The organism is Caballeronia sp. SL2Y3 (assembly GCF_022879575.1).
In the GTDB taxonomy this organism is placed as follows: Bacteria; Pseudomonadota; Gammaproteobacteria; order Burkholderiales; family Burkholderiaceae; genus Caballeronia.
The window spans coordinates 905,132-919,369 of record NZ_CP084260.1; the positions used below are offsets into that span (position 1 = coordinate 905,132).

General features: G+C 65.2%; 10 protein-coding genes. 4 read left to right on the forward strand and 6 right to left on the reverse strand.

Annotated features, from left to right (window positions below):
- Positions 1-3 precede the first annotated feature (3 nt).
- From LDZ26_RS04275 to LDZ26_RS04290, 4 genes are all read right to left on the reverse strand, one after another.
- A complete protein-coding gene (locus LDZ26_RS04275; protein WP_244848310.1) occupies positions 4-3,129 on the reverse strand; it encodes an MdtB/MuxB family multidrug efflux RND transporter permease subunit in 3,126 nt (1,041 codons plus the stop codon).
- Between the two features lie 16 nt (positions 3,130-3,145).
- Complete coding sequence (locus LDZ26_RS04280) at positions 3,146-4,516, reverse strand: MdtA/MuxA family multidrug efflux RND transporter periplasmic adaptor subunit (RefSeq protein WP_244848311.1); 1,371 nt, start codon at positions 4,514-4,516, stop codon at positions 3,146-3,148.
- Between the two features lie 279 nt (positions 4,517-4,795).
- On the reverse strand, positions 4,796-5,635 hold the full coding sequence (locus LDZ26_RS04285; RefSeq protein ID WP_370650644.1) for an IclR family transcriptional regulator: 840 nt from the start codon (positions 5,633-5,635) through the stop codon (positions 4,796-4,798).
- Between the two features lie 467 nt (positions 5,636-6,102).
- Complete coding sequence (locus tag LDZ26_RS04290; protein WP_206467890.1) at positions 6,103-6,411, reverse strand: hypothetical protein; 309 nt, start codon at positions 6,409-6,411, stop codon at positions 6,103-6,105.
- A gap of 238 nt (positions 6,412-6,649) precedes the next feature.
- Between LDZ26_RS04290 and LDZ26_RS04295 the strand changes: the two genes are divergently transcribed.
- Together LDZ26_RS04295 and LDZ26_RS04300 are read left to right on the forward strand one after the other, a co-directional pair.
- On the forward strand, positions 6,650-7,117 hold the full coding sequence (locus LDZ26_RS04295) for a hypothetical protein (RefSeq protein WP_244848313.1): 468 nt from the start codon (positions 6,650-6,652) through the stop codon (positions 7,115-7,117).
- Between the two features lie 105 nt (positions 7,118-7,222).
- The gene (locus LDZ26_RS04300; RefSeq protein WP_244848314.1) at positions 7,223-9,862 is read left to right on the forward strand and encodes a mechanosensitive ion channel family protein; all 2,640 of its coding nucleotides are present in this window, start codon (positions 7,223-7,225) and stop codon (positions 9,860-9,862) included.
- Positions 9,863-9,876: 14 nt separating this feature from the next.
- On the opposite strand, the gene LDZ26_RS04305 is transcribed toward LDZ26_RS04300, so the two are convergent.
- Complete coding sequence (locus LDZ26_RS04305) at positions 9,877-10,446, reverse strand: cysteine dioxygenase family protein (RefSeq protein WP_244848315.1); 570 nt, start codon at positions 10,444-10,446, stop codon at positions 9,877-9,879.
- A gap of 124 nt (positions 10,447-10,570) precedes the next feature.
- Between LDZ26_RS04305 and LDZ26_RS04310 the strand changes: the two genes are divergently transcribed.
- Together LDZ26_RS04310 and LDZ26_RS04315 are read left to right on the forward strand one after the other, a co-directional pair.
- On the forward strand, positions 10,571-11,038 hold the full coding sequence (locus tag LDZ26_RS04310; RefSeq protein WP_244848316.1) for an Lrp/AsnC family transcriptional regulator: 468 nt from the start codon (positions 10,571-10,573) through the stop codon (positions 11,036-11,038).
- A 303-nt stretch (positions 11,039-11,341) separates the two neighbouring features.
- Positions 11,342-11,560, forward strand: a complete 219-nt coding sequence (locus LDZ26_RS04315) for a hypothetical protein (RefSeq protein ID WP_244848317.1) — start codon at positions 11,342-11,344, stop codon at positions 11,558-11,560.
- A gap of 10 nt (positions 11,561-11,570) precedes the next feature.
- Here LDZ26_RS04315 and LDZ26_RS04320 read toward each other — a convergent pair whose 3' ends face one another.
- A complete protein-coding gene (locus LDZ26_RS04320; RefSeq protein ID WP_244848318.1) occupies positions 11,571-14,090 on the reverse strand; it encodes an FUSC family membrane protein in 2,520 nt (839 codons plus the stop codon).
- Positions 14,091-14,238: the final 148 nt, after the last annotated feature.

The window sequence follows — 14,238 nt, forward strand, 5'->3', positions numbered from 1 at the left end:
GCGTTACTCCACGTCGCCGGCCGCACGCGCCGCGCTCATGCCGTCGCCGCCGAAGCGCGCGCGCAGCTTGCGGCCGAGCGAATCGAAGCCGAGGTAGATCACGGGCGTCGTGAAAAGCGTGAGCAGTTGCGACACGATCAACCCGCCGACGATCGCGATGCCGAGCGGATGTCGCAACTCGGAGCCCGCGCCCCAGCCGAGCATCAGCGGCAGCGCGCCGAGCAGCGCGGCCATGGTCGTCATGAGAATCGGCCGGAAGCGCAACAGACACGCCTGAAAGATGGCCTCGCGCGGCGGCTTGCCTTGTTCGCGTTCGGCTTCGAGCGCGAAGTCGATCATCATGATCGCGTTCTTCTTCACGATACCGATCAGAAGCACGATGCCGATGATCCCGATGATGTCCAGGTCGTGACCGGTAATCATCAGCGAGAGCAGCGCGCCGACGCCGGCCGAGGGCAGCGTCGAGAGAATGGTGATCGGATGGATGAAGCTCTCGTACAACACGCCGAGCACGATATACATCGTGACGATGGCCGCGAGAATCAGGAACAGTTCGTTGGACAGCGACGCCTGGAATGCGAGCGCCGCGCCCTGATAGCGAATCTGGAACGAGGCCGGCAAGCCGATCTCGTTCTTCGCCTCTTCGATCGCCTTCACCGCCGCGCCGAGCGACGCGCCCTTCGCGAGGTTGAACGAGACTGTGGTCGCCGGGAACTGCCCGAGGTGCGTCACGAGCAAGGGCGCGGCGCGTTCGTGGAACTTGGCGATGGCCGAGAGCGGCACCTGTCCGTTGGTCGCGGTGGAAGAGGGCAGATAGATGCCGTTGAGCGTCTCGCTGTAGTGCGCGTCGGTCGGCTCGCTTTCCAGAATCACGCGGTACTGGTTCGACTGCGTGAAGATCGTCGAAATGATGCGCTGGCCGAACGCGTCGTAGAGCGCGTTGTCCACCGTCGCGGGCGTGATGCCGAAGCGCGCCGCCGTTTCGCGGTCGATTTCCACGTACACCGATTGGCCGTTCTGCTGAAGATCGGTCGCGACATCCGTGAGAATCGACGTGTGTTGCAGCCGGTCGACGAGCTTCGGCACCCATTGCGCGAACTCGGCCGGATTCGGGTCCGTCAGCATGAACTGATACTGCGTCGGGCTGACCGTGGAGTCGATTGTCAAGTCCTGCACCGGCTGCATGTAGAGCTTGATGCTCGGAATGTCCGCCACGTCGTCCTGAATGGAGCGGATGATCTCGCTCGACGTGTTGCTGCGGTCGTCGCGCGGCTTCAGGTTGATGAGCATGCGGCCGCTGTTGAGCGTGATGTTCGTGCCGTCCACGCCGATGAACGAGGTGAGACTCTCGACGTCCGGGTTCTGCAGAATCTTCGCCGCGAGCGCCTGCTGCTGCTGCGCGACCGCCTGATACGACGCCGCCTGAGGCGCTTGCGTGATCGCCTGAATCACGCCCGTGTCCTGCGTCGGGAAGAAGCCCTTCGGAATGGACACGTAGAGCACGCCGGTCAGCACGAGCGTAAGGAGCGCGACCACGAGCGTCGCGCGCTGCCGGTCGAGCACCCATTCGAGCGCCACCGCATAGCGGCCGATGACGTAGTCGATGAACCGATGCGCCCGCGCCTCGAACCGCTTGCTGTCCTTCGGCGGCGTATGGCGCAGCAGTTTCGCGCACATCATCGGCACGAGCGTGAGCGACACGATCGCCGAGATGACGATGGTCACCGCGAGCGTGATCGCGAATTCATGGAAGAGCCGCCCGACGACGTCGCCCATGAAGAGCAGCGGAATCAGCACCGCGATGAGCGACACCGTGAGCGAAATGATCGTGAAGCCGATCTGCCGCGAGCCTTTCAGTGCCGCTTCGAGCGGCGCTTCGCCTTCCTCCACGTAACGCGCGATGTTCTCGATCATCACGATGGCGTCGTCCACGACGAAGCCTGTCGCAATGGTGAGCGCCATCAGCGAAAGGTTGTCGAGCGAGAAGCCGCACAGGTACATGACCGCGAGCGTGCCGACGAGCGAGAGCGGCACCGACAAGCTCGGAATGATGGTCGCGTAGACGTTGGCGAGGAAGAGATAAATGACGAGCACGACGAGCACGACGGACAGCGCCAGCTCGAACTGCACGTCGCGCACCGAGGCGCGAATGGTCGTGGTGCGGTCCGTGACCACGCGCACGTCGAGCGCGGCCGGCAGCGACTGCTGCAACTGCGGCAGCAGCTTCTTGATGCCATCCACCACCTGAATCACGTTCGCGCCGGGCTGACGCTGCACGTTCAGAATGATGGCGGGCGTCGAATCGACCCACGCGCCGAGCTTCGTGTTCTCCGGTCCCTGCACGATGGTCGCGACGTCCGTCAGCATCACCGGCCGCCCGTTGCGGTACGCGACGACCGCGCTCTTGTACGCGTTGGCGTCGGTGAGCTGATCGTTCGCGTTGATGGTGTAGGCGCGCGTCGGGCCGTCGAAATTGCCCTTCGGCGTGTTGACGTTGAGGTTCGAGATCGTGGTGCGCAGATCGTCGATATTCAGCCCGTACGAGGCAAGCGCCCGCGTATTGGCCTGAATGCGCACGGCCGGCCGGTTGCCGCCGCTCACCGACACGAGGCCCACGCCCGCGACCTGCGAAATCTTCTGCCCGAGCCGCGTGTCCGCCAGATCCTGAACCTGCGTAAGCGGCAGCGTCTTCGAACTGATCGCGAGCGTCATGATCGGCGCGTCGGCGGGGTTCACTTTCGCGTAGATCGGCGGGGCGGGGAGGTCGGACGGCAGCAGATTGCCCGCTGCATTGATGGCGGCCTGCACTTCCTGTTCCGCGATATCGAGCGGCAAGTCGAGGCTGAACTGCAATGTGATGACCGATGCCCCCGCCGAGCTCTGCGACGACATCTGGTTCAGGCTCGCCATCTGCCCGAACTGCTTTTCGAGCGGCGCGGTGACGCTGGAGGTCATCACGTCCGGCGACGCGCCGGGGTAGAAGGTCTGCACCTGAATAGTCGGATAGTCGACGGCGGGCAGCGCGGACAGCGGCAGAAAGCGCAGCGCGACGAGGCCGACGAGCATGATCGCCGCCATCAGCAGCGCCGTGCCGACCGGTCGCAGAATAAATATGCGGGAGGGATTCATGCGCGAGGCTTAAGGTTCACTGCTGCTGTTGCTGACGGCGATGATGCCCGCCGTGCTGCGCGCCCGATGCGCCCGAATCCGCCGCCGCGCCCGATGCCCCCGACGCACCCGACGCAGCCTTCGCGCGTTCGGCGGGAATCGTGATCTTCGCGCCTTCCTTCAGGCGGTCGGAGCCGTCGATCACCACGCGCTCGCCCACTTGCAGGCCGGACTTGATGCTCGTGCGCTCGCCATCGACCGGGCCGGTTTTCACGTTGCGCACGGTCACCGTGTTGTCCGGCTTCACGACGTACACGAACGAACCGGACGAGCCGTTGAGCACCGCCGAGGTCGGCACGATGATCGCGTCCTTGATCACGTCGACGAGCAGCTTCGTGTTCACGAACTGATTCGGGAAGAGCCGGTTTTCCTTGTTGTCGAAGGTGGCGCGCAGCTTCACGGTGCCCGTGGCCGTGTCGATCTGATTGTCGACCGTTTCGAGATAGCCGGATTCGAGCGCCGTAGTGTTCGCGCGGTCATAGGCCGTTGCCGACATCTTCACGCCCGCGCGCAGCGGCTTCATGATCGCGGCGAGGTTGTCCTCGGAGGTCGTGAAGATCACGCTGATCGGCTGCAACTGCGTGATGACGACGACGCCGTTGGTGTCGCCCGTCGTCACGTAGTTGCCCGGATCGACCTGACGCAAGCCCACGCGCCCGGAAACCGGCGCCGTAATGCGCGCGTAGGCGAGGTCGAGCTTGTACGTATCGACGTTGGCCTGGTCGGACGTTACCGCGCCTTCGTACTGCTTGACGAGCGAGGCCTGCGTGTCCACCTGCTGCTTGGCGATGGAATCCTGCGAGAGCAGCGTCTGATACCGCTGCAAGTCGAGCCGCGCGGTTTGCAGCAGCGCCTGATCGCGGGCGAGCGTGCCTTGCGCGTTGCGCAGCGAAATCTCGTAGGGGCGCGGGTCGATTTGCGCGAGCAGATCGCCCTTCTTGACCATCTGGCCTTCGCGGAACGCCACTTCCATGAGCGTGCCGTTGAGCTGCGTCTTGACCGTGACGTTCGCGAGCGGCGTGACCGTGCCGAGCGCATTGATGACGACGGGCATCTCGCCTTGCGACACGGTCGCCACGTGCACCGGCTGCGGCTGGTTCATCGCGTTCGCGCCGCCGCGCCGTCCGCCCTGACTCGCATGCTGCGGCGAGCCCGCCGTTCCGCCACGATTCCACGGATGCCACCACGCGACGGCTCCCGCGACGATCAGTACGGCCACGACAAGCGGCACGACACGGCGGCGGCGCGGCGGCACGGCGGGCTTTGCGGGCGGGGCAGTCGGAGTGGGATCGGCGGGGCGCGCGGGCGTCGCGCGCGGCTCGGCGGCGGGATTCTTTCGGTCGTCCATCGTGTGGTGGCTGGGTCTTTCCAAGTCTGTCGTACGGGGGCGCGGATGGGCGGCATCTCGCGATGCGGTCGGGGAAAAGCCGGGGAAAGGCGGCGGGCGGGGCCCGCGCGTTCTAGGCTGGACAGAGCCTGAGCGAGAGGTCCCGGCGCGGCCCCGGTGCGCGCGAAGCATGATGCTACGTCGCGCGCCGATGCCCGTCCACCGGGCTTTCTTTCGGATGATTACGAGCGTTACACGCGATAAGGAAGGCCCCCGACGCGTGCGGCAAAGCGCGTAAGTTTAATTGCTTCCGGCAGACGGCGCGGCGCCCGCCGTGCCGCCGATCTCGCGCGCGATCCGGGCGACGCAATCGAGCAGGGCGGGCACCACCGTCGTGATCAGCGTCTCGTGCGGACACTGATGCGCCGCACCGCCGCAGTTGACCGAATAGCGCTCCTCCGATGGCCCGACGAAGCCCGCGGCCACCGCGTTGAGGCCGTGATGCCATTCCCCGAGCGAAATCGCGAAACCACGGCGGCGCGCGTCGTCGAGACCGCGCTGCAAGCCGCCGGAGATACTCGGCCAGTCGTCGCCGGATGCGGTCTGGAGGCTGCCGATCAGCGCCTGCTGGTCGGCGTCCGACAGAACGGAGAGATACGCGCGCCCGACGGCCGTGCGGCTCAGATCCATTCGGCCGCCTACTTCGAGCCGCGAGACGAGCACGGCAGAGCGCGGCCGGATGGCGTCGATGACGACCATTTCGAGCCGGTCGCGCACGGCCAGATGCACGCTGAGTCCTGTGCGTTCGGCGAGCGCGATCAGGAACGGCCGCGCTCGCGCGCGGATGTCGAAGTTGCGCAGGAAGCCGTTGCTGAGTTCCAGCACCGACGCGGTCAGGACGAAGCGCTCGCTGTCGGGCAGACGCAGCAGCAATCCCGCGCCGACGAGCGTGGCCGTGATCCGCGACACAGTAGGTTTAGGAATGCCGGTCCATTCGGTCAGTTCGCGATTGCTGACCGGGGCGTCCGCAGCGGCAATGCGGCGCAACACATCGAGACCGCGCGCGAGGGCGGTGACTTCGTCGCTATCCCTGTCTTTCGTTTTTATGCGGTTCGCGGACCGGTCGCTCATCGTGGGCATCTATTTTTGTGAAACATCGTTTCGAACGCTGAGTGGAACATTCCATTCAGACGACGCCTGAAGCTTGCAAGCGATGCAAGGCACGATGATAAGCTGCACGCGCTAAAACGATGTGCTCGGAACCGATTCCGGGCGACACCGTTGGGCAGATGCCCGGACGCTGAAATTTTGCTTGACTTGAGCAGTGATCCCGGAAAAAATGGAATCCGATTTCGAAAGGACTGGGCGACGTGCGCGACCGCTTTCCGCTCCAGGCTTCGAATACAGTCTCTCAGGTTCTAGCACGGCCCTCGGAATGGCTAGAACTTTTAAGGCGCTACGGAAACGTGGCGCCTTTTTTTTCGCCGGTTGCTTTTCGTTGATTGCTTTGGGCCAGTTTGGCCCGAATATGCGCCGAAAAGGTATGCAGTGTTTATTGAATTCGCGCCACGGGCGAGCGCGGCGTAAGAACGCGCCGCGCGGAGAGATCAATGCAGTTCGGTGAAGACGCGGCGTTGCCGGAGCAACAGCTTGCCGCGCACGATCCAGTACAGGCTCGCTGCGAGCAGCGCCGAGGCGACGCCCATCACGAGAAGCGGCGATACGCGTTCCGGCGCGGGCTGGCTCGTCGCGACGACCAGCGCGGCGAAAAAGGCGCCGCCCGCCTGATAGTACGAGCGTTTCGCGAGAATGCGGCGCATGCGATGCGTGGTGAAACGGGAGACGGGAGCGCGGGTGAAAGGTTCGAAGAGCATCAACCCGGCGACGAGGGCGATGGCGAGGTTCATGTAAATCATGGCGGGGTTTCGGTGGGAGGGGCGAGACTGCGGCGAATATAGACCCGACCGAACCATGCCGAAAGAAGAAGTGTCCTAAATGTAGAAGAAACATTCTAGTGAGCGCGTTGGCCGCCGCGCCCAGGTCGCCGCAGTTCGCTTGCAATGCAAGGTTTCGCGAGTTGCGGAACTCGAGGCGTATGATGAGCCCGCGCTTCGGGATGCGCCCGAATCTCGGCATGAAGCAGGAGGCAGCACCATGAAGACTTACTTGATGACTCCAATCGCGCGCATTGCATTCGCGCTCGCCGTGCTCGGCGTGCTTGCCGCATGCGAGAAGCACGACGCCGCCGCCGGCCAGGCCGCGAATGCCTACAACAATCTGGCCAGTCAGACGACGCAGAAGCTGGATCAGGCGGCGAGCTATGTCGGCCAGAAGGTCGACGCGGCGAAGCAGTCGGCACAACAGAGTTTCGATCACGCCGGCTCGGCGCCGGACTTGTCCGCGAGCAGCGTGGCCGCGTCGGCGCGCGCGAATCTGCAGAACGCGGCGAGCGCCACGAACGCCGCCATCGCCGATGCCGCGAGCGCAACCGGCGCGGGACTGCAAACGGCGGGCCGCAAGCTGCAGGAGTGGTCGGCGAAGGACGGCGGTGCGTCGGGCACGCAGGCGTCCGGTTCCGACTCGGCGAGCGATGCCGGCACGCGCACGGACATGGACAAGTAAGCGGCCAGTCGAGCAGGCGCGCGCTTAACATTCGGTTACCTCGACAGTGCGCGGCGCGCGCGGGTCAGCCGCTAAACTGGCGGTCTTTCGGAAATCGAGACCGTTATGAAACTACGCAAGCTCGCGGATCGCGGCGCGCTGGCGTTTGTCGCGATATCCCGGATCTCCGCTCTCGCGCTGCGGCGCGGCGTACAGCAGGCGGGCATCCCCGGAATCCGTGCGATATCGTTCCTGACGACGCTCATCTTCACCGCGCTTTTCCTGCTGACGATCCCCGCCGCAGAAGCCGCCCCGGCGCTCGATCTGCCATCGCTCCAGGAACTGATCGCGCCGCCCGCGCCGGCAGCGGCGCCGGCGGACGCGGCGTCGGGTGCATCCGCGTCCATTCCCTCCGATGCCGAGATGGTGCGCTCGCTCGACACCGTCATTTCGACGCTCGACAGCGACCGCCAGCGCAGCGCGCTCGTGTCGCAACTGAAGAAGCTGCGCGATGCCAAGCGCGCGGCGGAAGCCGCCGCGATCGCGCCGCCGACCGCAGCCGCCGGACAGCCGGCATCGACGCAGCCGACCACGCCGCCGACCGCCACGCCCACCGCCGCGTCATCGGTGGTGGCCGCGATCGCGCAGAACGCCGGTTTGCTCGGCGCAATTGCGTCGGCGCTGACGAGCATCGAAGCGGACGTGAAGCGTGGCAAGACGCCGGTCGCGTACTGGAGCGGGCGTTTCAACGCGGCAGGCAACGAGCTCTTCACCATCGTCACGAGCCAGAGCCGCGAGCCATTTGGCCGCACGCTCTTCAATTACGTCGCCACGCTCGCGGGCTGGGGCGCGTGCGCGTTCCTGCTCGTGAGCCTGCAGCGCCGCGTGCACAGGCGCTATGGCATCGAAGCCGGGCTGCATTCGAATCCGACCACGCGCGAACTGCTTCTCTTCACGATGCGGCGCGTCGCGCCCTACGTCTTCGCGTTCGTCGCGGCGCTGACGTTCGTGCACCTGATGCCGCAGTCGCTCGGCCGCACACTCGCGATGGTCACCGCTTACGCGATCGTCGCGGGCGCGGTGTTCTCGGCGATCTGTCTCATCATGTTCTCGCTCTTCGGGTCGGCGCACCGGCGTGTCGCGGTGAACGTGCTGATCGTTCACGCGCGGCGGCTCTTGTTCGCCATCGGCACGTTCGGCGCGCTCGGCGATGCCGCCGCCAACTACGACGTCGCCCAGCAGCTCGGCACCAATCTGTCGGCGCTCATTTCGACCTTCGCGAACATGCTCGCGGCCGGACTCACGGCGTACTTCGCGCTGGCGTTCCAGCGGCCCGTCGCGCATCTGATCCGCAGCCGCACCTACGAGCAGCGCAACACGCGCAAGGCCGCGACCGAAACGTTCGAGGTGGTCGCGTCGCTGTGGCAATTCCCGCTCTTGCTGCTCGCGTGCGCGTCGGTGGTCGCGACGCTCGCGGGTATCGGCACGTCCGAGAACGTGCTGCAAATGGCGATCGCCACGGCCGGCTCGCTCGTCGTCGCGTTCTTCCTCTCGGCCATCGTCATCCGCATCTCACGGCCCAGATCGCGCAGGCCGCGCCGCCAGTCGGCGTATGTGCGGCGGCTCGTGAAGTTCGTCGGCACGATGATCGTCGTCGGCATATGGCTCGCGTTCCTCGAAGTCTCGTCGCGCTTCTGGGGCTTCTCGCTCGCGCAGATGGCCGAGCGCAGCGTGGCGGCGCGCGGCATCACGCACGCGGTCGGCATGATCGTGCTGACGTTCTTCGTCGTATGGCTCGTGTGGATTCTGATCGACACGGGCATCCAGGAGGCGCTCAAGCCCGATTCGGCGCGGCGCAGCGGACGCGGGCCGAGCATGCGGGCGCGCACCATGCTGCCGCTGTTGCGCAACGTCGTGTTCGTCGTGCTCTTCTTAGTCGCGGCGATCGTGACGGCGGCCAATCTCGGGCTGAACGTGACGCCGCTGCTCGCCGGCGCGGGCGTGATCGGTCTCGCGGTGGGCTTCGGCGCGCAATCGCTGGTGGCGGATCTCATCACGGGGCTTTTCATCATCATCGAAGACACCATTTCGGTCGGCGACTCGATCGAAGTGGAAGGCGGTCACGCGGGCATCGTCGAGAGCCTGACCATACGCACCGTGCGGCTGCGCGACGGGCAGGGCGCGATCCACGCCATTCCGTTCTCGCAGATCAAGACGGTGAAGAACCTGTCGCGCGACTTCGCCTACGCGGTGTTCGAAGTGCGCGTGCCGTTCTCGGCGGACGTGGACGAAGTGACGGAGATGATCCGCGAGGTCGGCGCCGAGTTGATGGACGATCTGCGCTACCGGCGCGAGATGCTGGGGCCGGTCGAGGTGTGGGGACTGGACCGGTTCGATCCGAACTGGATGGTCGTGAAAGGCCAGATCAAGACGCGGCCGCTTCTGCAATGGAGCGTCGCGCGCGCGTTCAACTTGCGCATCAAGCGGAAAATGGACGCAGCGGGCATGGAGATTCCCGTGCCGCAGATGCAGGTGCAGATGGCGCAGAACGGCGGGCACAGCGCGGGCGATGCGGCGCACGCCGCGAAGGCCAAGCGCATCTGGCTGGACGACGAGCCACCGCTCGCCGACGCGGAGTCCGGCCCGGCGGCGACCGTCAAGGCAGTCGACGTATCCCACGAGCCGCGGCCCGCGCCGCCCGCCACGGATCTCTCGGTGCCGATTCCGCCGCAAATCACGACCGCGCCCGAGCCCGGCAAGGGCTGAGTCGACCGGGCCGCTCAGGCGGCGAGAAGATCGTTGACGTGCGTGGCGATATGCTCGCCGGCCACGCCGTAGATGTGGATCGATACGGCGCGCGTCGTCGCATCGGCGGGATTGCAGAGCTGATGAATCGCGCCGCGTCCCGCGTCCGCGTACGACACGGCGCCCGCTTCGCGCGGATGACGGCGCATCTCGATGGCACGATGCGCGTTCGCGTCCCAGCGATACTGGGTCTCGGCGAGCGCGCCGTCGATGACCGCATAACCGCACCATGTCCGATGCGCATGCACGGGGCTCGACTGCCCCGGCTCCCAGACGAGCGCGGCGATCGCGTAACGGCCGAGCGGATCGGCGGCGAGCAGATGACGCTGGTAGCCCTGCGGACTGCCGGCGCGCTGATCGGCACGCAGAAGCGTCGGGTCTTCGATCGCCCGGGAAAGCGCCGCATGCACGCGCACGCCGAACGACACGCCGGCATCGAGCGAGGCATCGAGCGCGGCGTCGATTTCGTGACAGAGGCGGCTGACGGCAGCATTCCGGTCAGCCGGGAAATGCGCGCTGTATTGAGTGGCCAGTTCGAGTTTCATGATGACGCGTGCCGGTGATGTCGATCACGAATTTATACCGGCTTGCATCCGGAAACGGTTTCCATATAATTCCGCCCGGAGAAGCAAAAATAGAAAATTTTCCTATCGGGGGTGCAGTATGGGAATGGACCTCATCGACCGCAAGCTGCTGGAACTGCTGCAAACCGACGTGACCATGCCTATCGCGGAACTGGCGTCGCGGGTGAATCTGTCGCAGACGCCATGCTGGAAGCGGGTACAGCGTCTTAAGGAGACCGGCGTGATTCGCGCGCAGGTGGCGCTGTGCGATCCGAAGAAACTCGGCGTCGGCACGACGGTGTTCGTCGCGGTGCGCACGAATCAGCACACGCAAAGCTGGGCCGACGAATTCACGCGCGCCGTAAGAGACATTCCGGAAGTGGTCGAGGTGTACCGGATGAGCGGCGAGACGGATTACTTGCTGCGCGTGGTGGTCTCCGACATCGACGATTACGACCGCGTCTATAAACAGCTTATTCGCGCGGTGCCGCTCTACGATGTCAGTTCGAGCTTCGCGATGGAACAGATCAAGTACTCGACGGCGCTGCCGGTGCGGCCCGTTGCCGACGCCTGACCGCGTCGCATAAGAACGCAGCGCGCAAGAAAAAGCCGCCCGGGGAGGGCGGCGCAACACGTCCGGTCACTAGGTATTCCGGTCTTGCCCCTTCAAGCCCTCGCCGGAATCGGACGCGCATGGAATCGCGTTGAGTATGGCGAATCAGGCGCACTCGCTTCAAGGCGAGCGATGCAGCAGTGAATTTCACGCGCGCTGTTCGGTGGGCGAAATGTCGACGACCGGTTCGCAATCCAACTGAAAAGCTGTCCGGGTACGATGCTGGCTTTATCTCGAAATCCGCAACGAGCCGCTCCGCCCGCCATGACCGACGACCCTCGCCAGAATCGCCCCGACCTCCCGCGCAAGAAGAATCCGACTCTGGGCATTACGGTGTTCATCGTGGTCGTCGTGTTGCTCGTGATCTTCACGCTGCTCTTCAACGCGATCCGCGACAAGCGGGAGTTCGACGAGCACAACGCGCCACCCGCCGCCGCGAGCGATGCGCGTCGGGCACTGCCGGCCACCGGCGCCTCGCAGTAAGGCGTTCGCTTCACGCGGGCAGGTGAATTTGCGTCGCGTCCTTGCGGATGAGCGCGGACGCCGTGAGCATCTGCTTGCATTGATGCGCGAGCAGTTTCAGATCCTGAATGGCATCGGCGGGCAGACTCTGCGCGCGTTCCGCTGCGGCGACCATGGAATCCAGATCGCGGCGCAGCGTCTTGATCGCATCGGGCGATGCAGCGCCGTCTTCCTGGGAGACGACCGCCTGCGCTTCCGACAAGTTGTCGCGCACGACGGCGAACGCGCGCTGCACTGGTTCGAATGACTGGCCGTCGGCACCGTTGAGCGACTGCAAGAGCGGCGCGGCCGCCGTGATCTGCGACGCGAGCACGTGGCTTTGCACGAGCAGATCGTTGAGTTCGGCGACATACCGTTGCTGTGCCTTCGGCTCCAGCATCATGCGCTGGAAAGCCTGCGCGAGGTTGGCGAAGGCGACGTGCACGTTCTTGCGCGCGAGCCGATAGCCGTAGTCGTGATCGAGCGCGGAGGCGACGACCGTGGCGGCGGCCGATGCACCTTTGCTCGCGGTCGCAGCCGTGCTCTCGCCGATGCCCGCCGACGACAGCCGCTCCGCCGTTGCGCTCGCGGCCTTGATCGCGCTCGCCGCGACGGCTTCGGCTTCTGCCGTCGTGGTGGCTTCCAAAGGCTCGCTGGCGGCTTCGGCGGAGACGGAGACCGGCTGCATCGACGAGGCGAACGCGGCGCGCGTCTGACCGTCGGCAAAGACGGCGCTCGGCGCGCTGGTTGCCGCTGCGGTTGCAGTGGCCGCCGCGCGCCCCGCGCCCGCTGCCGCCTTCGCCTTCCAGCCCCAGCTGGCTTCGAGGTAATTGCGCGTCGCGGCCAGCAGGTCCTTCACGAGCTTGCCCATCAGCCGATATTCCCAGTACGGGAACAGGTGGCTCGCCGCAATGGCAATCGCGCAGCCGACGACGGTGTCGATGGCCCGCTCGCCGATCAGCCGCAAGCTGCCCGGCGCGAGCAGATGGAACATCAGCAACACGTAGCTGGACGTGAACACGACGCTGCCCGCGTAGTTGAAAAGCAGCAGGCTGTAGCTCATCACCATCGACGCGAACATGGCGACGAGCAGAATGTGCGGGTCCTTCACGAGCAGAATGAGCGCGATGGTGACCGCGCAGCCGATCGCCGTGCCGATGATCCGCTGCGTGTTGCGCTGCTTGGTGAGCGAATAGCCGGGCTTCAGGATGATGACCGTGGTCATCACGATCCAGTACGCGTTGGTGAGCGGCAAGAGCCTGCCGAGCCAGAAGCCGACGCCCACCGCGATGGTCACGCGCAGCGCATGGCGAAAGCTCGGCGACGCCATGGTCAGGTTCGAGAAGATCTGCCTGAACGGCACGCGCCGGCTGGAGATGAATCGCGAGAGCGCGTGGTCGATCTGCAATTCGGTTTCGGTCGGGCTCGCGTCGTCGCGCGTGCGGCGGCGCATCTTGTCGATGAGACGCGTCGCGCTCCAGAGCCGCCGGAACACCGCTGCCGCCGCGGCATACGCTTCCGGATTCTTCTCCGGCAGCGCGTGCTTGCGCATGAGTTCGAGTTCGTATTCGATCGCGCGCAGTTCGGCCTTCGTGCTGATCTGCTTCGGCGCCGGACGGTTCTGCAGCACCGCGAGCCCGATATCCTGCAAGTCTTCGCCCGCCTTGCGCATCAGGTCGCGATAGAACACGAGCACGTCCGAGCCCGCGAACGTCTTGCGCACGAGCGGATAGTCCGTGTGCGCGCCGACGAAAAACTCATGCAGATCCACGATGTTGATGAACAGATTGAATAGCCGCGCGCGCCGCGCATCCAGCTTGCCGCTTTTCACTTTCGGCAGATTGCGCAGCACGATGTCTCGCGCGCCTTCCTGCTGCTCGACCGCCGCGATCTGCTTTTCGATCAGCTTTCTGTAGCACTCGTCGAGATCGGCGTCGTTGTCATAGAACTCGGCGCGCGCCTGAAGGTATTCCGCGCAACTGAAGATGCTTTGCGCGAGCGCCTGCCGCTCGATCCGATAGACGAGCAGATGCGAGACGAGCGTGGCCCAGTACGTGTACCAGAGCCCGCCCAGCAGAATCCACGACGCGTTGATGAGCGCCTGCATCGGCGTGAAATGCTCTTCCAGCGTCACGATCATCATGAAGAGCGTGGCGAAGCTGATCTGCGGCCAGCGGTTGCCGTAGACCACGATCAGCGAGAGCACGAACGTGAGCGGCACCACGGTCAGCCAGAGCGTGAGCGGATGCGCCGTCGCCATGCCGGTGGCAAGCGCCGAGATGAAGCCGATAAACGTGCACGCCAGCATCTCGTTGTGCTTGTGCTTGAGCGGGCCTGGCATGTCGACGACGCATGCGCCGAGCGCGCCCGTCGCGATGGTGAAGCCGAGCTCGCGGTTGTGAAACACCGTGAGCATCAGCACCGCGGGCAGCGAGATGCCGAGCGCGCAGCGCAAGCCGCCAAAGAAGTACTGGCTGTAAATGAACTTCCTGATTTCGAACGAGTAACGCATCGACTTCCTGTGAGGACGCTCGCGGGCGGGCAAGGGCGATGTCGAGTCTAACCCAACTCACCGGGCCTTCGGACCTCGGCCGAATGGCCGAGTTCTCGGCACGTGCGACCCTTTGTTATGCTGGCGCTTGATTTGACAAAGCTTTGCC

Coding starts and splice junctions, on each gene's coding strand:
- LDZ26_RS04275 (WP_244848310.1), bottom strand. CDS start 3,129: ATGAATCCCTCCCGCATATTTATTCTGCGACCGGTCGGCACGGCGCTG.
- LDZ26_RS04280 (WP_244848311.1), bottom strand. CDS start 4,516: ATGGACGACCGAAAGAATCCCGCCGCCGAGCCGCGCGCGACGCCCGCG.
- LDZ26_RS04285 (WP_370650644.1), bottom strand. CDS start 5,635: ATGCCCACGATGAGCGACCGGTCCGCGAACCGCATAAAAACGAAAGAC.
- LDZ26_RS04290 (WP_206467890.1), bottom strand. CDS start 6,411: ATGATTTACATGAACCTCGCCATCGCCCTCGTCGCCGGGTTGATGCTC.
- LDZ26_RS04295 (WP_244848313.1), top strand. CDS start 6,650: ATGAAGACTTACTTGATGACTCCAATCGCGCGCATTGCATTCGCGCTC.
- LDZ26_RS04300 (WP_244848314.1), top strand. CDS start 7,223: ATGAAACTACGCAAGCTCGCGGATCGCGGCGCGCTGGCGTTTGTCGCG.
- LDZ26_RS04305 (WP_244848315.1), bottom strand. CDS start 10,446: ATGAAACTCGAACTGGCCACTCAATACAGCGCGCATTTCCCGGCTGAC.
- LDZ26_RS04310 (WP_244848316.1), top strand. CDS start 10,571: ATGGACCTCATCGACCGCAAGCTGCTGGAACTGCTGCAAACCGACGTG.
- LDZ26_RS04315 (WP_244848317.1), top strand. CDS start 11,342: ATGACCGACGACCCTCGCCAGAATCGCCCCGACCTCCCGCGCAAGAAG.
- LDZ26_RS04320 (WP_244848318.1), bottom strand. CDS start 14,090: ATGCGTTACTCGTTCGAAATCAGGAAGTTCATTTACAGCCAGTACTTC.